Origin of the sequence: Thomasclavelia saccharogumia DSM 17460, from assembly GCF_000686665.1 — a bacterium.
Classification (GTDB): Bacteria; Bacillota_I; Bacilli_A; order Erysipelotrichales; family Coprobacillaceae; genus Thomasclavelia; species Thomasclavelia saccharogumia.
Window position 1 is genome coordinate 31145 of sequence record NZ_JMLH01000018.1, and the last position, 19866, is coordinate 51010.

At 30.7% G+C, this 19866-nt stretch carries 18 protein-coding genes and 1 pseudogene; 12 read left to right on the forward strand and 7 right to left on the reverse strand.

Annotated features, from left to right (window positions below; genetic code table 11):
* The 3 genes from BR82_RS0105705 to pyk all read left to right on the forward strand — a co-directional run bounded on the left by BR82_RS0105705 (position 1) and on the right by pyk (position 3835).
* The gene (locus BR82_RS0105705) at positions 1-1011 is read left to right on the forward strand and encodes an aldose epimerase family protein (RefSeq protein ID WP_027089414.1); all 1011 of its coding nucleotides are present in this window, start codon (positions 1-3) and stop codon (positions 1009-1011) included.
* Complete coding sequence (locus BR82_RS0105710; protein ID WP_027089415.1) at positions 1011-2288, forward strand: galactokinase; 1278 nt, start codon at positions 1011-1013, stop codon at positions 2286-2288. Before BR82_RS0105705 ends, BR82_RS0105710 begins: the two co-directional genes overlap by 1 nt.
* Before the next feature lie 116 nt (positions 2289-2404).
* On the forward strand, positions 2405-3835 hold the full coding sequence (gene pyk, locus BR82_RS0105715; RefSeq protein ID WP_027089416.1) for a pyruvate kinase: 1431 nt from the start codon (positions 2405-2407) through the stop codon (positions 3833-3835).
* Positions 3836-4891: 1056 nt separating this feature from the next.
* Here pyk and BR82_RS0105730 read toward each other — a convergent pair.
* The 5 genes from BR82_RS0105730 to BR82_RS0105750 all read right to left on the reverse strand — a co-directional run bounded on the left by BR82_RS0105730 (position 4892) and on the right by BR82_RS0105750 (position 10472).
* Positions 4892-5431, reverse strand: a complete 540-nt coding sequence (locus tag BR82_RS0105730) for a DUF1697 domain-containing protein (RefSeq protein ID WP_027089418.1) — start codon at positions 5429-5431, stop codon at positions 4892-4894.
* 76 nt (positions 5432-5507) lie between these two features.
* Entirely contained in the window at positions 5508-6626 is a 1119-nt protein-coding gene (locus tag BR82_RS0105735) for a Fic family protein (RefSeq protein ID WP_027089419.1), read from the reverse strand.
* Between the two features lie 388 nt (positions 6627-7014).
* Positions 7015-7809, reverse strand: a complete 795-nt coding sequence (locus BR82_RS17420; RefSeq protein ID WP_205618732.1) for a cytidylate kinase-like family protein — start codon at positions 7807-7809, stop codon at positions 7015-7017.
* A 36-nt stretch (positions 7810-7845) separates the two neighbouring features.
* A complete protein-coding gene (locus BR82_RS15225; protein ID WP_205618733.1) occupies positions 7846-9045 on the reverse strand; it encodes an MATE family efflux transporter in 1200 nt (399 codons plus the stop codon).
* Between the two features lie 266 nt (positions 9046-9311).
* Entirely contained in the window at positions 9312-10472 is a 1161-nt protein-coding gene (locus tag BR82_RS0105750) for an aminotransferase class I/II-fold pyridoxal phosphate-dependent enzyme (RefSeq protein ID WP_027089420.1), read from the reverse strand.
* 759 nt (positions 10473-11231) lie between these two features.
* Here BR82_RS0105750 and BR82_RS17640 point away from each other — a divergent pair.
* From BR82_RS17640 to BR82_RS0105765, 3 genes are all read left to right on the forward strand, one after another.
* Positions 11232-11405, forward strand: coding sequence for an MFS transporter (locus BR82_RS17640; protein ID WP_240474514.1), 174 nt, complete (start codon positions 11232-11234; stop codon positions 11403-11405).
* A gap of 27 nt (positions 11406-11432) precedes the next feature.
* The gene (locus BR82_RS17645) at positions 11433-11642 is read left to right on the forward strand and encodes an MFS transporter (RefSeq protein WP_335324203.1); all 210 of its coding nucleotides are present in this window, start codon (positions 11433-11435) and stop codon (positions 11640-11642) included.
* Positions 11643-11723: 81 nt separating this feature from the next.
* Positions 11724-13949: an alpha-galactosidase gene (locus BR82_RS0105765; protein ID WP_027089421.1), complete on the forward strand. Its 2226-nt coding sequence runs from the start codon at positions 11724-11726 to the stop codon at positions 13947-13949.
* An 11-nt stretch (positions 13950-13960) separates the two neighbouring features.
* On the opposite strand, the gene BR82_RS0105770 is transcribed toward BR82_RS0105765, so the two are convergent.
* Positions 13961-14821, reverse strand: a complete 861-nt coding sequence (locus BR82_RS0105770) for an AraC family transcriptional regulator (RefSeq protein ID WP_027089422.1) — start codon at positions 14819-14821, stop codon at positions 13961-13963.
* A gap of 99 nt (positions 14822-14920) precedes the next feature.
* Here BR82_RS0105770 and spoIVA point away from each other — a divergent pair, with 99 nt between their 5' ends.
* The 6 genes from spoIVA to nth all read left to right on the forward strand — a co-directional run bounded on the left by spoIVA (position 14921) and on the right by nth (position 19379).
* Positions 14921-16396: a stage IV sporulation protein A gene (spoIVA, locus tag BR82_RS0105775; protein WP_024721492.1), complete on the forward strand. Its 1476-nt coding sequence runs from the start codon at positions 14921-14923 to the stop codon at positions 16394-16396.
* 63 nt (positions 16397-16459) lie between these two features.
* Positions 16460-16732 (forward strand): HU family DNA-binding protein, encoded by a 273-nt coding sequence (locus tag BR82_RS0105780; RefSeq protein WP_024721491.1) that lies wholly within the window; start codon positions 16460-16462, stop codon positions 16730-16732.
* 74 nt (positions 16733-16806) lie between these two features.
* The gene (locus tag BR82_RS0105785; RefSeq protein ID WP_027089423.1) at positions 16807-17514 is read left to right on the forward strand and encodes a zinc metallopeptidase; all 708 of its coding nucleotides are present in this window, start codon (positions 16807-16809) and stop codon (positions 17512-17514) included.
* Positions 17515-17639: 125 nt separating this feature from the next.
* Positions 17640-18134, forward strand: coding sequence for a hypothetical protein (locus BR82_RS0105790; protein ID WP_027089424.1), 495 nt, complete (start codon positions 17640-17642; stop codon positions 18132-18134).
* A gap of 11 nt (positions 18135-18145) precedes the next feature.
* Positions 18146-18739 (forward strand): DnaD domain-containing protein, encoded by a 594-nt coding sequence (locus BR82_RS0105795; RefSeq protein ID WP_027089425.1) that lies wholly within the window; start codon positions 18146-18148, stop codon positions 18737-18739.
* Positions 18732-19379 carry an endonuclease III gene (gene nth / locus BR82_RS0105800; RefSeq protein ID WP_024721487.1) on the forward strand — a complete coding sequence of 216 codons (648 nt, stop codon included), beginning with the start codon at positions 18732-18734 and terminating at the stop codon, positions 19377-19379. The genes BR82_RS0105795 and nth overlap by 8 nt, the downstream gene beginning before the upstream one ends.
* Before the next feature lie 286 nt (positions 19380-19665).
* On the opposite strand, the pseudogene BR82_RS17430 reads toward nth, so the two are convergent.
* A pseudogene (locus BR82_RS17430) lies at positions 19666-19866 on the reverse strand (hypothetical protein); the annotation flags it as partial.

Consider the following 19866-nt stretch of genomic DNA (forward strand, 5'->3'; position numbering starts at 1 on the left):
ATGATTCAAGTAATAAAAAAAATTGACGAGCAAATTGATTTGATAGAAATGAAAAATGATGAATTAACAGTGGTCGTTTCTAATTATGGCTGTACGGTCATAAAAGTATTAATGAAGGATAAAAATGACAATATTGATGATGTTGTCTTAGGGTATGATGATTTTAGTGATTATCAGACTAAAGATGCCTATTTAGGGGCTTTAGTAGGAAGAACTGCTAATCGTATTGGTAAAGGTAAGTTTACTTTAAATGATAAAACATATACATTACCAATTAATAATGGTCCAAATTCTTTACATGGCGGAATCAAAGGTTTTTCTTATCAAGTTTTTGACTATAAATTTGAAGGAGATAGTATTGAATTCAGTTATTTATCTAAAGATGGTGAAGAAGGATATCCTGGTAATTTAAATTTTAAAGCAATTTATACTTTGGATAAAAATACTTTAATAATTAGATATCTAGCTACTAGTGATGAAGATACGATTATCAACATTACTAATCACTCATATTTTAATTTATCTGGTGCTAAGGAAGATATCTATGATCATCAATTATTAGTTCATAGTGATAAATATGCATGTATCGATCCTGATGGCTTGCCAACTGGTGAATTTGCTAAAGTAAAAGGAACACCATTTGATTTTAATACAATGACTAGAATTGGTGATGTTATCGATAGTGATGATGAACAGATCAGATTAGGAGCTGGATTTGATCATCCATTCATTTTTAATCAAGATAAAAATCAAGCTGAATTATATCATCCAGCAACAGGTCGAAAATTGACTGTAAATACAACTCTTCCTGGAGCGCAAATATATACAGCTAATTATTTAGATGGTCGAATTGGTAAATATGGTATTAGTTATCCACGACGCTATGCAGTATGTATTGAAACGCAGAATTTACCAGATGCAATAAATATTGAAAAAGAACCAACAACAATTTTAAAGAAAGGTGAAACATATGATGAAACTACATCATATAAATTTGAGGTGATTGAATAATGATTAAAGCAACAATTGTAAAAGAAGATTTGAAAAATAATAAATATAACGATTTATTAAATGACATTTATGTTGATGAAAGTTTATTAGATTATCATCAAGCCCGTTATATCAAAGCAATCGAAAAATATATTGATCTATATGGAGATGAAGAAATAGAAATTTATAGCGCTCCTGGACGCAGTGAGGTTGGTGGAAATCATACTGATCACCAGCATGGATGTGTTTTGGCGGCAGCGGTCAATCTTGATGCGATTGCTGTAGTGGGAAAGGTAGAAAATACGATTAAAGTGCTATCAGATGATTTTGATATCGCACCAATTGATTTAAATGATTTAGAAAAAAAGGAAAGTGAAGTAGGGACATCAGAAGCCTTGATCAGAGGGGTATGTGCGCGTTTAAAAGAATTAGGATATGAAGTAGGGGGATTTAATGCATTTATTACTAGTGATGTTTTAATGGGAGCTGGATTGTCATCATCAGCTGCATTTGAAACAATCATAGGAACGATTATTTCTGGATTATACAATGATATGAAAATTGATCCAGTATTGATTGCTCAAGTAGGGCAGTATGCTGAAAATGTTTATTTTAATAAACCATGCGGTCTCATGGATCAATGTGCCAGCTCAGTTGGAAGTTTGATCAATATTGATTTTAAAGATGTTGAAAAACCGGTTGTTGTTAAAGTTGATGTTGATTTTTCTAAGTTTGGACATAGTTTATGTATCGTAGATACAAAAGGTTCTCATGCTGATTTGACAGATGAATATGCAGCAATTCCTAGTGAAATGAAAAAAGTGGCTAATTATTTTGGTAAAGAATTTTTACGTGAAGTTGATGAAGAAGCGTTTTTTAATGATATTGCGGGAGCAAGAGCAGCTTGTCAAGATCGAGCAGTGTTAAGAGCGATTCATCTATTTGCAGAAAATAAAAGGGTTGAAAAACAAGTTGAAGCATTAAATACAGGAGATTTTGAAGAATTTAAAAAATTGGTCAAAGCGTCTGGTGACAGTTCTTATAAGTTTTTACAAAATGTTTATGCAAACTGTGATGTGCAAAATCAAAGTGTTTCTATTGGTTTAGCGATGTCAGAAAAAATTATCGGTGATAATGGTGTTTGTCGAGTTCATGGTGGTGGATTTGCGGGAACGATTCAGGCATTTGTTAAAGATGAATTTGTACCTGTTTATAAAGAGAAAATTGAAAAAGTTTTTGGTAAAGATTCATGCCATGTATTAAAAGTACGCAAATATGGTGGAATGAAAGTATTATAGGAGCATGATAGCTCCTTTTACTTTTGAGCAGGCTGATTTTGTTAAAAAGTCTCGCAAGTAAACTTTCAATCAGCTATAATATTTGTATGAAGAGAAAAAAGGATGGTAATGATAATATGTTAAAAAATGAAAAAATGAGTAAAACAAAAATTGTTTGTACAATTGGACCGGCATCTGATAATAAAGAGATGTTAACTAAGTTAGTCAAAGCTGGAATGAATGTAATGAGACTTAATTTTTCTCATGGTAGTCATGATGAACATTTAAATAAAATTAAATTACTTGATGAAATCAATAAGGAATTAAATACTTCTGTAGCAATTTTACTAGATACGAAAGGACCGGAAATTAGAACAGGGGATTTTGTAGGGGGAAAAGCTGAGTTTAAAAATGGTCAAGTTGTTACTATTTGTCAAGAAGATATTGAAGGTACAAGTGAGCGATTTACAATTACGTATAAAGAATTGTATCGAGATGTTAAACCTGGGGGATTTATTTTAGTAAATGATGGTCAAGTTGAATTATTAGTTGATCATGTTGAAGGAACTGATATTGTTTGTGTGTGCGCAAATAATGGAATCGTAAAAAATAAACGTGGAATCAATGTTCCAGGAATTAAATTAGGATTTGATTATTTATCAGCCAAAGATATTGATGATTTAACTTTTGGATGTGGAGAGCCATTTAATTATGTTGCTGCTTCTTTTGTAAGAAGAGCCCAGGATGTATTTGATGTAAAAAAGTTATTAATTGAAAATGGACGGTCTGATATTCAAATAATTGCCAAAATTGAAAATAGTGAGGGCGTAGAAAATATTGATGAAATCTTGAACGTGGCTGATGGAATCATGGTAGCTCGTGGTGATCTAGGTGTAGAAGTACCAGCTGAAGATGTTCCACTGATTCAAAAAGAAATTATTAGCAAATGTAAAGATAAAGGAAAAATAGTTATTACAGCAACACAAATGTTGGAAAGTATGCAGCAAAATCCACGTCCTACTCGGGCGGAAGTAAGTGATGTTGCTAATGCGATTTTTGATGGAACTGATGCAATTATGTTATCCGGAGAATCAGCATCAGGTTTATATCCTCAAGAAGCAGTTATGACAATGAGTCGCATTGCTTTAAAGACAGAAGAAAGTTTAGATTATGATGCTTTACATCGTCAAGCTATTTTAACAGCACCTCAAGATACATCTGAAGCAATTTGTATGTCTGTTGCAGAAATTGCTTCAAAATTTCAAGTAGCGGCAATTATTGCATTTACTGAAAGTGGTTTTACAGCTCGAAAAATGTCACGTTATCGTCCTGAAGCACGAATTATTGCAGCTACGCCACTAGTAGAAACAACGAGAGCATTAGCAATCAATTGGGGAGTTAAACCCGTTATCTGTAAATTTATGTCGACCCGTTCAGTTATGATGGATTATGCTGAACTCATTGCTCGAGAAAATGGTGTTGAATCAGGTGAACTGATTCTTGTTACGGGAGGAACACCAGGACTTATGGGAGATACTAGTTATTTAGAATTGGTACGAATAAAATAATAACCAAAAAGACATCCTTGAAGATGTCTTTTATTATTGATGTTTTATTTAAACTGCCTATAACAATATTATTAATTGGAATAAGATATAGTAAAGAGAGGTGTTATAATGGATCCGTTTCAAAATGAAATTTTCATAGAAAAGGAGCCTTATGGTTTAATTAATCCGCCATTTTGGTTCTGGTGGCTGTTTACTCCACCGCCACCACCAAGACCACCGTGGCAACCTGGCCCATGGCATCCGGGATTTCCGCCACCACCCGGTCCCAGGCCGCCACGTCCACCAAGACCATGGTAATAGGTACTTTATAAGTACCTATTTTTTAAATTGTTAGTAGTTTTACAGTTTTTTTAACTGCTTCAACAAGCCCCGTCAATACCAAACCAGTCTGTATCAATACACTTAAATGTATTTCAAACAAATAAAAAATATTTATTTTTCAAAATAAGAGATATAATATATTTGAAGTTAATCATATGAAATTTATGGTTATGATGAATAAATAAGACTGTTTAAAAAATAAAGATGATAAATTTTTTAATGACTAGATCTTATTTTAAATGGTCAATTAAAAGATGAAATAAGAGCAATTTATTTTGATTTATGTGAAGACCCAGATAATCAATGATCTATAAATCGATAGAAACTATGTTTGCTGATTTGATAAAAAATAATTTGTTGAAAGTGGATATGTTTATAAATCAAAACAACACCATGTTATCGGTATTGGGTTTGTTGCTGATTTTATATAAATGATAAAAAATAAGAATTCGTAAGTATATTAATATGTTACTGTTAAATTTAAATAAAAACACTTAAAAGATGAGGAGGTAGTCATGAACGAGCTGATTAATGATGAAATGATAAATGAAATTGAAAATTACTCCAAGATGCAAGAAATCACGTTGCACATGAAGTAAATAATACACTATACTATTTACTGCTTACTTTTAAAAAATGATAAATTGAATATTTTAATAAATATACTAATCTATGTTTATATTGACATAGATCAATATTTTTAAATATTCTTAAAAACTTAAATTGAAAGAGCAATTACATTCCTACTATCTTTTTAACTGTATTCGCTGTTCTTATTGTTAATTTTTGACTAATATTGACACTAGCTGTTTTAGACCACCAATTTGTTTTTTGATAATCCTTTCGACTAAAAGACCAGAATATCACTTCATTATAATTTTGTATCTTTTCGAATTCTTTTTTAGGCTCTCCAATTTCATCATATACTTCAATAAATGTAGCTGGTGGTATAATAAAAATCAGATTATCATAAATTTCTTTATTGTCATTTTTCCACCATTGAGGTGCATGATACAAAACATCCTCTAATTTATCTTTTAATATAACAAAAACAGGAATGTCAAACCCCAAATGATGTTTTATACCCCTTTCAATCTTTGACATCATTTTTTCTATATCATCTTCATCACTTGAAAAAATCACATTACCACTATTCAAATATGTTTTCACTTCTTTAAATCCAAGTTTTTCAAATTCTGTCTTTAATTCAGCCATAGATACTTTATTTTTACCACTTATATTAATACCACGCAAAAATGCAATGTATCTTTTCATATTCAATAACCTCATATTTTCTTTATACTAAGTATTATTTATTCACCATATTTCACAAAAATCAATAAATATCTTATTATATATTTTGATCAGTAAATCCCAAATCAGAAACTTTTAATGATGCAAACTCATGAGATAAACGATATGAAGTTATTCTTTTCTGTCCACTATTAGGAACAAGAATCCCTTTATCAACCCACTCTGGCATCCATTTAGAAATTGCTCTTGTTGATACTCCAAAAAGAATTGATAATTCTTTATTTTTAACAATTGTTATATTATTTTCTATACAATACCTAATCAAAATTAAATCCTTTTTAGATAAATTATTTAAAATTGTATAACTATTCTTTTTAGAAACAGCAAGAGATTGTAAATATATATTTTCTGCATTTATAGCCATAATCTTACAAAAATAGAGTATCCATATTTCTAAATGGGGTGGGTTCTCTCTACCATCATAATACAAAACAGGAAGTCCCATCTGTAAAGAAGAATAATATCCATCCAAATCTGACATATAATATTCTTCAAAAGAATTAAATCCTTTAAAGTCATAATGATTAATCATTAAAATATAAGTTGCTAGTGCTCTTGAGGTTCTTCCATTGCCATCAAAAAAAGGATGAATAGTTACTAAAGCATAATGCATAATAGCTGCTATAATAGGAACTGGTAAATGACTATTCTCATTATACCAATTAAACAGTTCTTGCATTAAAGGAACTATATCATTTGATTCAGGTGGTATATACTCAGGTTTCCTCGTTTTTGCATCATATACAGCAAACAAAACTCCTGGAGGAGTAGGTCTTCTAAAATCAATTCTTTTTTTCTTAGCTCCTTTCTTTTCAAGAAGGTCATGTAATTCTAAAATAAATTCTAAATCAATTTGCCTTTGTTTTTTTGCAGATTTTTCTAAAAAGGTAAGAGCATCCCAATAATTTTGAACTTCCTGTTCAGCATTCAACCTATGGCCATTATCTTTACTTTGTATAACTCTTTCTACTTGATTTAAAGACAACACATTCCCTTCTATACTTGTTGAAAAATGTGTTTTTTTCAATTTTGCTTCATACATTAATTTTTGTTTTGCTCTTGTAGGTAAAAACAAATAATCTAAAGCAGTCTTATACTTTTCAATCTTTATGAGTTCATTAACTAATTCATGAGTATATTGAAATTGTAACTTCATTTACCATTTAACCTCCTATGTTTATATCTTATTATAACAAAATAAGGAACTTTTATTCAATGTATGAGTTCCTTATTTGTTCTTTATTTTGTTCTTAATTATACCTTAAATGAATATTCCTATAATAATTTCCACTTTATTTATCTCAATAAAATCTACCTTATTTAAAGAAACATTTTTTAATTATACTGATTGAAATACTATAAAATAGTTTTTTCTTCTTTAATATATAATCAATAATGAAAATTTTCTGTACTCACGATCATGAAATTCATTTGTTCTTCTTTTTGAAATAAAAACACATTTTTTCAAGAATAATTCAACTTACCACTTCGTGAGTTTATTTAGGCATGTTTACCTTGTACCTATTTTTTAATTGTTAGTAGTTTTACTGTTTTTTAACTGCTTCAACAATTAAAGATGTAGCTCCGTCAATACCAAACCAGTCTGTATCAATACAAAGGTCATAACCAGCTGCATCACCCCAGCGTTTTTCTGAACGCTGGTTATAATATAATGACCGTTCTTTATCTACTTTAGATATTTTTTTCTTTGCATCTGCTTTGGTCAATGAATCTCTTTTCATAATACGTTTAATACGATTTTCTTTACTAGAAGTAATAAATACTCTAAATATTTTATGCTTTCCTGCAAGAACTTGATCAGCAGAACGCCCCACAATGATACAAGGACCATTAATTATTTCTCTTTGAGCTTTTAAAGCTTGACTGGCAATTAACTCATAACCATTACTCATAAAACCAACAGAACAATATAACATGTTGCTATCAATCGGTTTTTCATCGATACTTTGTAAAAATTTATGGCTTAAGCCACTATTTTGAGCAGTTTTTTCAAGTAGTTTTGAATCGTAATAAGGAATATTTAACTGTTTGGCAACTTTTTTACCAATACTTCTTCCACCAGCTCCATAAAAGCGACCGATCGTAATGATGTAATCTGTTAATGGTATTTCATTAGTTGTACTTTCAATATGTGTATTTTTTGTTTCTGACATATCTATTAACTGGTCTAAAGTCTTATTAGTATTAATGATTACTACTATTGATGCAATAGCAGTTAAAACATCTGCAATAGGCATAAAGAATAACACACCATCTAATTGCATAAAAAGCGGTAATAGTAGTGGTAGACCAACACCAAAAACGATTTCACGAGTCATTGAAAGGATAGTTGATTGTTTTGCTTTACCAAGCGATTACAAAAAGATAAAAGTTCCTTTATTTAAGCAGGAAAGTGGTAATAAACAAAGAAAGATACGAATTGTTTTTACAGCAAAATCAGTATAATAAATACTTTCATTTTTAGCCCCAAAAATATTAATAAACTGGTGTGGGAATAATACAAAAAGGGCAGAAGCTATCAAGCCAACAATAAATTCTGTGATAAGTAATAATTTCATTAGACTTTTAACACGATCATTTCGTTTAGCCCCAACATTATATCCTGCAATTGGAATACATCCAGCTGCCAAGCCAACTGCAATTGAAATTACGATTTGGAAGAATTTCATAACAATTCCAATAACTGCCGTGGGAATCTGGGCATATTGGGCTTGTTTAAAAATTGGATCTAGAGCACCATATTTTGCTACCATATTTAATACCGCAGCCATAGAAAGAACGATAGAGATTTGTGATAAAAAGCTTGTAATACCAAGAGGCAGAATTTTTTTCATAAGTGAAGCTCGAAATTTAAAACTATCAGGACTCATTTTAATAGACTGCATGCGAGCTAGATAAATAGCTGAGACGATAGCTGATACAATTTGTCCCAAAATTGTAGCCACTGCAGCTCCCATCATTCCCCAATTTAAGACATAAATGCAAATTGGATCAAAGATGATATTTAGTATTGCTCCAATTAAAAGTGTTCCCATAGCAAAACTTGGACTACCGCTTGAACGAATGATTGGATTCATTGCCTGGCCAAACATATAGAACGGGATACCAAGAGTGATCCAGAAAAAATATTCTTTAGAAAGCCGGTATGTCTCATCATTAACTAATGCTCCAAACGCAGTTAGAATTGGTGTTTGGAAAAGCAGATAAATTATCATCAAAATAATACCTGCAACAATAACTGTAATAATAGAACTGCCAATACCTCGATGAGCATTTTGATTTTCTTTAGCTCCAAGGCTAATACTAACAAAAGTACAGCAGCCATCACCGATCATCATCGCAATCGAAAGAGCGACTACTGTAAGCGGGAATACTACCGTATTAGCAGCATTTCCATAAGAACCAAGATAACTTGCATTAGCAATGAAAATCTGGTCAACAATATTGTAAAGAGCGGCAACTAATAAAGAAATTACACAAGGAATTGCATATTTTTTCATTAATTTGCCTAGACTTTCTTTTTCAAGAAAATCGTTTGTTTGTGTTTGTTCCATAATAAAATTACCTCCATTTTATATTTATCAAACAATAAAAAGATGCAAGTCTATAACTTGCATCAAAAATAAAAAAGATACAAGCATAGACTGTTTCGTAACAGCATATTTATAGCTTGTATCGTGCCGATTGCTAACATATCATATCAAAAAAATAATTTTAAAGTCAAACATCTTTTGTTTAAAAAAATTGACAATATATACCATAAAATAATTATTAAAACTATTATATAGGTAACTAAAAAGAGATTTCAAAAATCTCTTTTTTATTTAAAAATATCTGTTTTAGCTATGATCGCAAAAGCCTTTTCAATAACTTCAATATCTTGAATCAAAGCAATTCTGACATAGCCCTCACCATATGTACCAAATGCCTTGCCAGGAACAAACAAGACACCTGTTTGTTCAAATAGATCATTGACAAAATCTATTGAAGAAGAATATTTATCAGGAATTTTTGCCCAAATAAACATCGTTCCCTTTGTCTTATCAATTTTCCAGCCAATCTTTTTTGCATTACTTAAAAAAGCATCACGGCGCATTTTATAAGCATTGCGCGTTTGTTCCACACAGCTTTGATCACCGCTGATTGCTTCTATTGCAGCTAACTGAACAGGAATAAACATACCATAATCCATATTTGATTTTAGAGTCTTGATTTGTTTTACGATTTCTTTATTACCAACAGCAAATCCTACTCGCGCTCCAGCTAGACCATATGTTTTTGATAACGAATTAAATTCTATTCCAATATCTTTTGCTCCAGGATAAGACAAAAAGCTTTTTCCAGGTTTTTCAAATAATAGCTCACTATATGCATTATCATGAAGAACAATGATATCATTTTCTTCTGCAAATTTAATCAATTCGAGATAAAACGCATCATTAGCAATTCCACAAGTAGGATTATTAGGATAAGAAACGACCATAAATTTTGCCAGAGCAGCATCTTTTTTATCAATTGCATTAAAATTAATCAAATAATTATTTTCCTTTAATAATGGCATTTCAACAATTCGTGCTCCCGCAATTAAAGGACCATCTTTAAAAACAGGATAACTGGGATTAGGAACTAATACAGTATCCCCTTCATTGATCAAAGTCATTGCTAGATGTGATAAACCCTCTTGAGAACCTAACAAAGAACAGACTTCATCATTATTTAAACTAACATCATATCTTCTTTGATACCAGTTGATCACTGCTTCTATCAATTCTGGCAGATCATTGATCGCATAGACATAATTTTTAGGATCTAAGGCCGCTTTAGACAACACTTCACGAATACTTTTATTAGGCGGGATATTAGGTGTACCAGTACTAAAATCGATAACTTCTAATCCTCTTTGTTTTCTTTGGGCAGCTTTGTTTGCTAGAACCGTAAAAATACTTTCAGGAAATAAATCCATTCGTTTTGAAAAATTCATCTGATAATTCACCTCTTGTTTATTCTAATACAAACGTTTATAGAGTTAAAGATAAATATTATTTTTTAAAACTAGATAAAATGTTTGATAAATATGTCATAATGTTAACTTCTTTTTTTATGATAATTTATGTTTTTTAAATAAACGAAGATATTTAAGGGTGTTTTTAATAAAAATATAACATTAAGACATATTTTAACTACATTCAATACTATTAGATAATATATCTAAATGTTATAATTCAAAATGTAAATGTGGTTGCAGAATTTTAATTAAGTGGAGGGTATATCCGGAAATTTAAAATATTGTCCTGACGAGGTCTTTTATAAAAAATAACTGGTGAAGGTGTCATTATATTTCCAACTGAAAATATTGTTTATGCACTACATGATTGTAAAGTTAAGTTTATTTTTGAAGCAAAGCATCCCATTGCTTTAAAAGGTAGAGGCTTTAAAGTATTTGTTGAAGCAGGTAAAAATGTTAAGCGGGGTAATAAGTTTTTATAATTTGACACAATGATTAAAAAAATATTACTGTGTTGATGTTAATTTGTTTTTACTAATTTAAATAGAAGAGACATAACCATTGATCAATATGGAATGATTACTGTTAAGAGTCCTTTTATAACGATAATACAATGAATAGTGATAAATTGTCTTTTAAAGAAAAATATTCTTATGATATTGGGACCATTAGTAAAGAAATGTGCTGTAGCATAATTTTTACTTACTGTATGTTATATTTACGGATGTTCTAAAATTGTCGGCAGCTTTTATAGGAATATTATTTTTCTTAGCAAAGTTTTGGAATGCTATAAACGATTTAGAAATGGGAATGATCGTTGTTAATACCCGTATTAAATGGGGCAAATTCAGACCCTGGTTAGTGATTAGAACCGTTGTTTTAACAGGTGTTGCTGATTATGGAGAATAGAAATTAGGTATTTGTAATGAATCAGTTATTTTTTCAGTTCAAACTTTATTAGTTAAATTTGCTGCAGCTTTGAAAGCATTATTTACAGGTTTTGCATTAGATGCTGCTGGTTATCTTTCAGATGCAGTTCAATCAGCTGCAACGATCAATGGTATGCGCATCATTATGATTGGATTACCAATTATATTTGTTATTATAAGTTTTATTATTTATAAAAAAATATTATATATTAAATGATAAATATATGAAAAAAAGAAGAAAATATTGAAAATAGAATAGTAGAAAATAATCAAAGTAAAAATTTACAGGAGGGTAATTATGCCGATTCAATTTCATAAATCATCACAAACATTTCATTTATATAATTCTCAACTTAGCTATATTTTTAAAGTATTAAAAAATGATCAATTAGGTCAATTATATTATGGTAAAGTCATTCACGATCGAGATAACTTTGATCATCTTTTTGAAATAAGATCAAGACCCATGGCATCATGTCCGTTTGAAGGTGACTTAACATTTTCATTAGAACATATTAAACAAGAATATCCAGTATATGGATCAGGCGATATGCGCCATCCGGCAATTGATATTCTCCAGGAAAATGGTAGTAGAATTCTTGATTTTAGATATCAAGATCATCAAATTATAAAAGGAAAGCCGAAATTAACAGATTTGCCAGCTACGTATGTAGAAAATGATAGTGAAGCACAAACTTTATTAATAACTTTATACGATGAAGTGATCCAGACAGAATTGATTTTAAGCTATACGATTTATGAAGATTTGCCAGTTATTTGCCGAAATACATATATTAAAAACTGGGGAAAGCAAAAATTAGTTTTAAATCAGATAATGAGTATGTCTTTAGATCTACCTGATTATAATTATGAAATGATTGAATTGACAGGGGCCTGGTCTAGAGAAAGAAATGTTAAAAATCGGAAATTAGAACATGGGATCCAATCAATTTATTCACTTCGGGGCTGTTCAAGTAATAATTTTAATCCCTTTATTGCTCTAAAAAGAGAAAATTGTAATGAATATGATGGTGAAGTATTAGGTTTTAGTTTTGTTTATAGTGGTAACTTTTTAGCCCAGGTTGAAGTAGATACTTATAATGTAACGCGGGTTATGATGGGAATTCATCCCCATTGCTTTAGCTGGGAATTGAAAAGCAATGAATCTTTTCAAACGCCAGAAGTAGTAATGGTTTACAGTGATAAAGGATTAAATGCGATGTCGCAAATTTATCACTCTCTATATCAAAAACGTTTAGCGCGGGGAAGATATCGTGATCAAGTTAGACCAATCCTTGTTAATAACTGGGAAGGAACTTACTTTGATTTTGATGAGGAAAAAATCATGGAAATTGCTGTTACTGCTAAAAAGTTAGGAATCGAGCTGTTTGTTTTAGATGATGGCTGGTTTGGAAAACGTAATGATGATAAAGCAGGATTAGGGGACTGGTATCCTAATTTGGAAAAGTTGCCTAATGGTATTAGTGGTTTAGCTAAAAAAATCAACGATTTGAATATGAAGTTTGGATTATGGTTTGAACCTGAAATGGTCAATAAAGATTCTGATTTGTATCGCAAACATCCCGAGTGGACATTAAAAACACCGAATCGAAATAGTTGTCATGGTCGTAATCAATATGTTTTAGATTTTTCTAATCCTAAAGTAGTTGAGTATATTTATGAGATGATGACCAAAGTAATCGAGGAAGGACAAATTTCATATATTAAATGGGATATGAACCGTTGTATGAGTGAAGTTTATTCAAGTATTCATAGTCCTTCTTCACAAGGAAAAGTAATGCATGAATATATTTTAGGAGTATATCGTTTATATGAAAAATTAACATCACGTTTTCCAGAAGTATTATTTGAGTCATGTGCTAGTGGCGGAGCCCGCTTTGATCCAGCGATGATGTATTATGCACCACAATGCTGGACGAGTGATGATACTGATGCTGTTGAAAGATTAAAGATTCAATATGGGACTTCTTACGTTTATCCAATTTCAGCAATGGGAGCTCATGTATCGGCAGTACCTAATCATCAAGTATTTAGAAATACACCAATTGATACTAGAGCAAATGTAGCTTATTTTGGAACTTTTGGTTATGAATTGGATCTAAATAAGCTGAGTCAAGAAGAGCAGGATACGATCATTGCCCAAATAAAGTTTATGAAAGAATATCGAGAAATTATTCAGTTTGGAACTTTCTATCGTTTAAAAAGTCCATTCGAAGGTAATGAAACAGTATGGATGGTAGTTTCAAATGATCTAAATACTGCGATCGTAGGCTATTATCGACCATTACAAGAAGTTAATCAAGGTTTTAGAAGAGTTAAACTATTAGGTTTAGATCCTAATAAGGAGTATCATGTATCAATCAATGAAACTGATCATTATGGTGATGAATTGATGAATCTTGGCTTACTTACGAGTGACAGTTCTTGTGGTGAAAATCGTGAAACTTATGATGGAACTAATGGAGATTATTTATCTAGATTATATATTATTAAAGCAAAATAGACGCTTAGCGTCTATTTTTGAGCATGAGGATCATTCATTCTAGAGTTGTCGATCATTTTATTTTGCTTTCTAAAATCACGAGGAGCTAGATCATGAGTGTTTGAAAAAGCTTTAGAAAAAGATAATTGATTAGCATAGCCACAGGAAAAAGCAATTTGATTAATAGTAAGATCAGTATTGATCAATAATTCCTCAGCCTGAATCATGCGATAGCGCAGTAAAAATTCTTGTGGTGAAAGATGTAAATATTTTTTAAAAAGTGTCGATAAATAACTGCGGTTGATCGATAAATAATCAGCAATTTCATTTACGGTTACCATATCTTGATAATTATTTTGAATATACTCGATAGCCTTATCAACATAAGGATTGTAATTAGTTTTATTTGTTTTATAATTAACATTTGCACTTTTAGCTAAATAAGAAAAGAAAGTAAATAATTGTCCTTGAATATATAATTCATTACTATAACTAAGCTTATAATGAGCTAACATCGAAATTGCCAGTTTTCTTAATTCATCAAGATAATCACAATGAATGACCAGATTATTATCATTTAAATTACAGCGATTCAAATACAAACGACTTTTATTACCATCAAAACCGATCCATAAATAGGTCCAGGGATCATCATGATCAGCTTGATAATATGTAACAACATTAGGCATGATCAAAAAAGCATCCCCAGCTTTAATAGGATATACTTTATTATTTACATGATATTCACCTTTACCCTTTAGACAATAATGAATTAAATAGTTTTGTCTTATAGCTGGTCCATATGAATAATCAGGCTTACATTCCTGCATCCCACAGAATTTTAAATATAAATCTTCAAACGACTGATTTTCTATTTCAAGTGAAGAATACATAAATTACCTCCTTTATAACTTATTATAACAAAATTGTATTTAGATGTGTTCTAAATATAGGTGGATTTCATATAAATAAGACGAAGAGAGGAGTTTACAATGGAAACGAAAAATATCTTACATGATATCGCTAAAAGATGCGATGGGGACATATATTTAGGGGTGGTAGGACCAGTAAGAAGCGGGAAGTCTTCATTTATTAAACGTTTTATGGAAATGGCGGTTATCCCTTATATTGAAGATAAAGATGCTAAATTAAGAGCAATCGATGAATTACCACAGTCTGGTAAGGGTAAAATGATAATGACGGTTGAGCCAAAATTTATTCCTAATCAGGCAGTAGAGATGATCATGGATGAAAATTTTAAAGTCAATGTCCGTCTTGTAGATTGTGTTGGTTATGTTATTGAAGGTGCTAAGGGATATCAAGATGATCAGGGGATTCGTTATGTTAAAACCCCATGGTATTTAGAATCGATTCCCTTTGATCAGGCAGCTAAAGTAGGCACAAAAAAAGTAATTCAGGATCATTCAACGATTGGAATCGTAATTACAAGTGATGGTAGTATTTGTGATATTCCAGGAGCTAATTATAATGAAGCAACCGACAGTATTATTGAAGAGTTATTAGAAATCGATAAGCCATTCATTGTTATCATTAATAGTAAGGATGTAAATAGTCCTGCTTGTAAAAAAGAATACGAACGTTTAACAGAAAAATACGATGTGCCAGTATTATCGATGGATGTTACAAATATGGAAGAGCCGCAAATTGTTTCTTTATTAAAAGATGCTTTATATGAATTTAAAATTAGTGAAGTACGAATTGAAGTACCTAAATGGCTGGCAATGATGTCTAATAATCATTGGCTAAAGCAAACATTAGATACATCATTAAAAGAATCTTTGCAGTCAATTAAAAAATTTAAAGATGTAGAAAGAATTGGCGATGCCATTAGTGAGTATGATTTTGTTGATAAAGCATATTTAACAGGAATTGACACAAGTACATCTAGTGCCACTTTAAAAATTGAAGAACGTGATGGCTTATACAATGAAATTTTAGAAGAAATAATTGGTGATAAAGGTTTTGATCAGGCTACATTTTTAACATTTATTCAGGAATTGGTTGATATCAAGAAAGAGTACGAAGGATTTTCTAATGCTATTAGAATGGTTAAACAAACTGGCTATGGCTATGCAATACCAAAACTTGATGAAATTGAATTAAGTGAACCAGAAATTATTAAACAAGGGCCGCGCTATGGGATGAAGTTAGTATCTAAAGCAGGAACTACGTATATGATCAAAGTAGATATTGAAAGTACGTTTGAGCCAATAATCGGATCAAAAGAACAAGCAGAAGCATTTATCGAATATTTAAATTCTAATGGAAATGATAAGCAAGCAATTTTTGATTGTGATGTCTTTGGTCGTAAATTAGGAGATTTAATTGAAGAAGGGATGTATATCAAGCTGAATGCTATTCCAGAAAATGCAAGTCTTAGAATTCATGATATTTTATCAAAAATAGTAAATAAAGGGAAAAGTAATGTTATTGCAATTGTCCTATAAAAGTGCTTGAAATCGGTAATTTTTAATGTTATACTTTCGAGGTATTAGAATATGGAGGTAGTTATGAATAAGAAAGAACTAGTTGAATCAGTATCTAAAGAAAGAAACTTGACTAAAAAAGATGCCGAGATTTTAGTAGATACAGTTTTTAATACAATTACACGTAGTGTTATTGAAGGAGATAAAGTTTTGATCTCTGGATTTGGAACGTTTAAAGTAAATGATCGTAAAGCTCGTAAAGGAATATCTCCGAAGACACAAAAGGAAATGATTATTCCTGCCAGCAAGACTGTTACATTTAAACCAAGTAATCGTTTAAAAGAGGCAATGAATTAATCATTGCTTTTTTGTTATTTATTAATAATAAGTTAATAATAAGGTGTATAATAGAAACAAAGGAGTTGAGAAAGATGCCGTTTTTTTATTATCCAATGTCATCAACTTATATGATTGGTTATCTTTTAGTTGCCATTGGATCACTAATTATGGTTGTTGCCCAAATAAAAGTAAGCAGTGCTTACAATAAATATGAAAAAATACCTAATAGTAGACATATGACTGGAGCAATGGTAGCTCGAGAAATTCTTGATCGAAATGGATTGAGAGATGTTCAGATCAATCGCGTAAATGGAAGATTATCTGATCATTACGATCCACGTAATAAAACAGTTAATTTGTCTCCAGGAATTCATGATGGTACATCGATTGCCTCTTTAGCAGTAGCGAGTCATGAGTGTGGTCATGCCATTCAACATTTAGTTGGGTATCGACCATTAGTATTTAGAAATGCTATCTTACCGTTATGTAATGTTGGTCAGTATTTAGGATGGATTGCCGTGTTTATTGGTTTACTAATGGGAAATAGCAATATTGCCTGGCTGGGAGTGATCTTGATGTCAGGGATCCTGCTTTTTCAGATTGTTACACTTCCAGTGGAATTTGATGCTTCATCGAGAGCGTTACAGATCTTGAAAACTAACTATTTGACCAGCGATGAATACAGTGGTGCCAAATCAATGTTATCTGCAGCTGCTTTTACGTATGTTGCTGCAATGTTATCAACGGTTTTATCATTACTTAGAATCGTTTTGATTGTTTTAGGTAATGATCGTGATTAATTTATTAAAATCAAAGCTGCCGGGCTTTGATTTTTTTTGAGCGATTAGTTCAGATATATTAATACAATTTTTCTTTTATAATCGCTAAATTGATAGTATAATAGGCATAGAAAGTTGGTGGAATTTTGAAATTTTTACGTAGAAATAGATTTAATATTCTAATAGCTTTTTTGATATTAGTTTTTATTATAGTTAGTTTTTATATGCTTTGGGTACATGTTCCATATTCAAGACATAAGAATGATCTTGCAAAGATTGAAAATGAAATCATTGCTGAAAATGGTTATGACAGCGCTGATTATTTTAATCGTTATGACGGTGAGAAAAGTTATTATATTATTCATGCAAAAAAAGGTGAAAAACAACAGTATGCTGTATTTGATGAAAAGAAAAAATTTATCAAATCATATAGCGGAGATGTTGTGGACCAGCAGGAATGTATTGATGCTTTTAAAGAAAAATATAAGCAGACCCCTGATGATGTTGAAATAGGCTATGAAAATGAAATATTTGTTTATAGCTTGTTGTATCGTGGAGAAGATTCATTGATTTATGCTTTTTATGGAGTCGATAGTGGTGAATTTATAAAGGCATATCGAATTGATAATAGTAGTAGGTAGATGGTGGATTTATGTTAAAGGAATTAATAGAAAATAAATGTGTTGATATTAGTCGTTTATTGCTGCTTAGAGCTAAAGAGCTAAATATTGACGATAATGAATGCCATATTTTATTGATTATTTATACATTGAAAGATATTGGTGTTAAAACTGTAACGCCGCAGCTGATACAAAATTATTCATCATTATCAAATCAAGAGCTGGATAAGGCTTTAACATCATTGTTAAATAAAAAACTGATTTGTAATCGTTTGGGTTCTATTAGTTTGAATGAACTTGAAAAAAAATTATTGTGTGAAAATAAAAAAATTGAAGAAAAAGCATCAGAAGTGGATTTGATCAGTATTTTTGAAGAACAGTTTGCAAGAGCATTATCACCAATCGAACTTAATATTATCAAAGATTGGAAGAATTGTAATTATAGTGATGAAATGATTGTTAAGGCTTTAAAAGAAGCTGTTAAAAGTCAAGTACTTAATTTTAGATATATTGAAGGAATACTTTCTAATTGGGCTAAAACAGGAGTAAAACAGCGTTATATTGAACAGGATGAACCAAAGCGGACAGTTCCAATCAGTGAGTATAAATGGTGGGAAAATGAATAAAGAAAAAACAGGACGAGTATTAGATTATTTTGATGAATTGTTTCCTGATGCATATTGTGAGCTGAATCATGAAACTGATTTTCAATTATTAGTAGCTGTGATGTTATCAGCCCAGACAACAGATAAAAAGGTCAATCAGTTAACAGAGACTTTGTTTAAAAAATATCCAACAGTAGAAGCAGTGAGTCAAGCCTCTTTATCACAGTTGCAAGAGGACATAAAGACGATTGGTTTGTATCGTAATAAAGCTAAAAATCTTTTAGCGATGGCAAATGTATTGATAGAACAGTACGATGGTAAGGTACCAAGTGGTCAGAAACAATTAGAGAGTTTGCCTGGAGTAGGACGTAAAACGGCTAATGTAGTTCGTTCGGTAGCTTTTGATATTCCAGCATTTGCTGTTGATACACATGTTGAAAGAATTGCTAAAAGATTAGGTTTTGCTAAAAAAGATGATAGTGTTTTAGCAGTCGAAAAGAAATTATGCCGTTCAATTGAACGTTCACGCTGGAATAAATCGCATCACCAGTTTATTTTTTTTGGACGCTATTTTTGTAAGGCAACAAATCCTAACTGTAAAGAGTGTAAATTAAATGATATGTGCAAAGATCCAATCAAAAAGAAATATTTAGATAAGTAATCTTTTATCGTGGGCTTTTGATTTTGCAATGATAAATAAAAGAAGTTGTTTTAAATCAGGTTTTTATTCGATAATAGGTAATTAAAAATAAGAGATTTCAAAAAATGATCATATTTAATAATTATTTAAGAAATCTCTTTTTAATATTTACCCTAAAGTAAGAAAGAACCTTAAATCCAGCTTCTTTTTTAATCTAATTTATAGAAAGTAAATTATTATGGAAAGTAACCAGAATATATATTGATATATTAATATATTCCTCATTATTTACTTTCCATAATATTATTTATTTAAATCTATCCAGTATAGAAGTAATTACTAAATCATCTTGTTTAATTTCATTCTTTTTATTTAATTCAAGTTTGTCAGTACGCTCTATTATTGCTTTTTGTAATATATTAATATTAGTTCTTACGTACATTTCAGTGGTTTGTACTGATTCATGACCAAGAAAATCACGGATATAATATATATTTATATCACATTC

What these genes read in the sequence shown, in the direction of transcription:
- BR82_RS0105705 (WP_027089414.1), top strand. Translation starts at nt 1, where the DNA reads ATGATTCAAGTAATAAAAAAAATTGACGAGCAAATTGATTTGATAGAA.
- BR82_RS0105710 (WP_027089415.1), top strand. Translation starts at nt 1,011, where the DNA reads ATGATTAAAGCAACAATTGTAAAAGAAGATTTGAAAAATAATAAATAT.
- pyk (WP_027089416.1), top strand. Translation starts at nt 2,405, where the DNA reads ATGTTAAAAAATGAAAAAATGAGTAAAACAAAAATTGTTTGTACAATT.
- BR82_RS0105730 (WP_027089418.1), bottom strand. Translation starts at nt 5,431, where the DNA reads ATGAAAAGATACATTGCATTTTTGCGTGGTATTAATATAAGTGGTAAA.
- BR82_RS0105735 (WP_027089419.1), bottom strand. Translation starts at nt 6,626, where the DNA reads ATGAAGTTACAATTTCAATATACTCATGAATTAGTTAATGAACTCATA.
- BR82_RS17420 (WP_205618732.1), bottom strand. Translation starts at nt 7,809, where the DNA reads ATGACTCGTGAAATCGTTTTTGGTGTTGGTCTACCACTACTATTACCG.
- BR82_RS15225 (WP_205618733.1), bottom strand. Translation starts at nt 9,045, where the DNA reads ATGGAACAAACACAAACAAACGATTTTCTTGAAAAAGAAAGTCTAGGC.
- BR82_RS0105750 (WP_027089420.1), bottom strand. Translation starts at nt 10,472, where the DNA reads ATGAATTTTTCAAAACGAATGGATTTATTTCCTGAAAGTATTTTTACG.
- BR82_RS0105765 (WP_027089421.1), top strand. Translation starts at nt 11,724, where the DNA reads ATGCCGATTCAATTTCATAAATCATCACAAACATTTCATTTATATAAT.
- BR82_RS0105770 (WP_027089422.1), bottom strand. Translation starts at nt 14,821, where the DNA reads ATGTATTCTTCACTTGAAATAGAAAATCAGTCGTTTGAAGATTTATAT.
- spoIVA (WP_024721492.1), top strand. Translation starts at nt 14,921, where the DNA reads ATGGAAACGAAAAATATCTTACATGATATCGCTAAAAGATGCGATGGG.
- BR82_RS0105780 (WP_024721491.1), top strand. Translation starts at nt 16,460, where the DNA reads ATGAATAAGAAAGAACTAGTTGAATCAGTATCTAAAGAAAGAAACTTG.
- BR82_RS0105785 (WP_027089423.1), top strand. Translation starts at nt 16,807, where the DNA reads ATGCCGTTTTTTTATTATCCAATGTCATCAACTTATATGATTGGTTAT.
- BR82_RS0105795 (WP_027089425.1), top strand. Translation starts at nt 18,146, where the DNA reads ATGTTAAAGGAATTAATAGAAAATAAATGTGTTGATATTAGTCGTTTA.
- nth (WP_024721487.1), top strand. Translation starts at nt 18,732, where the DNA reads ATGAATAAAGAAAAAACAGGACGAGTATTAGATTATTTTGATGAATTG.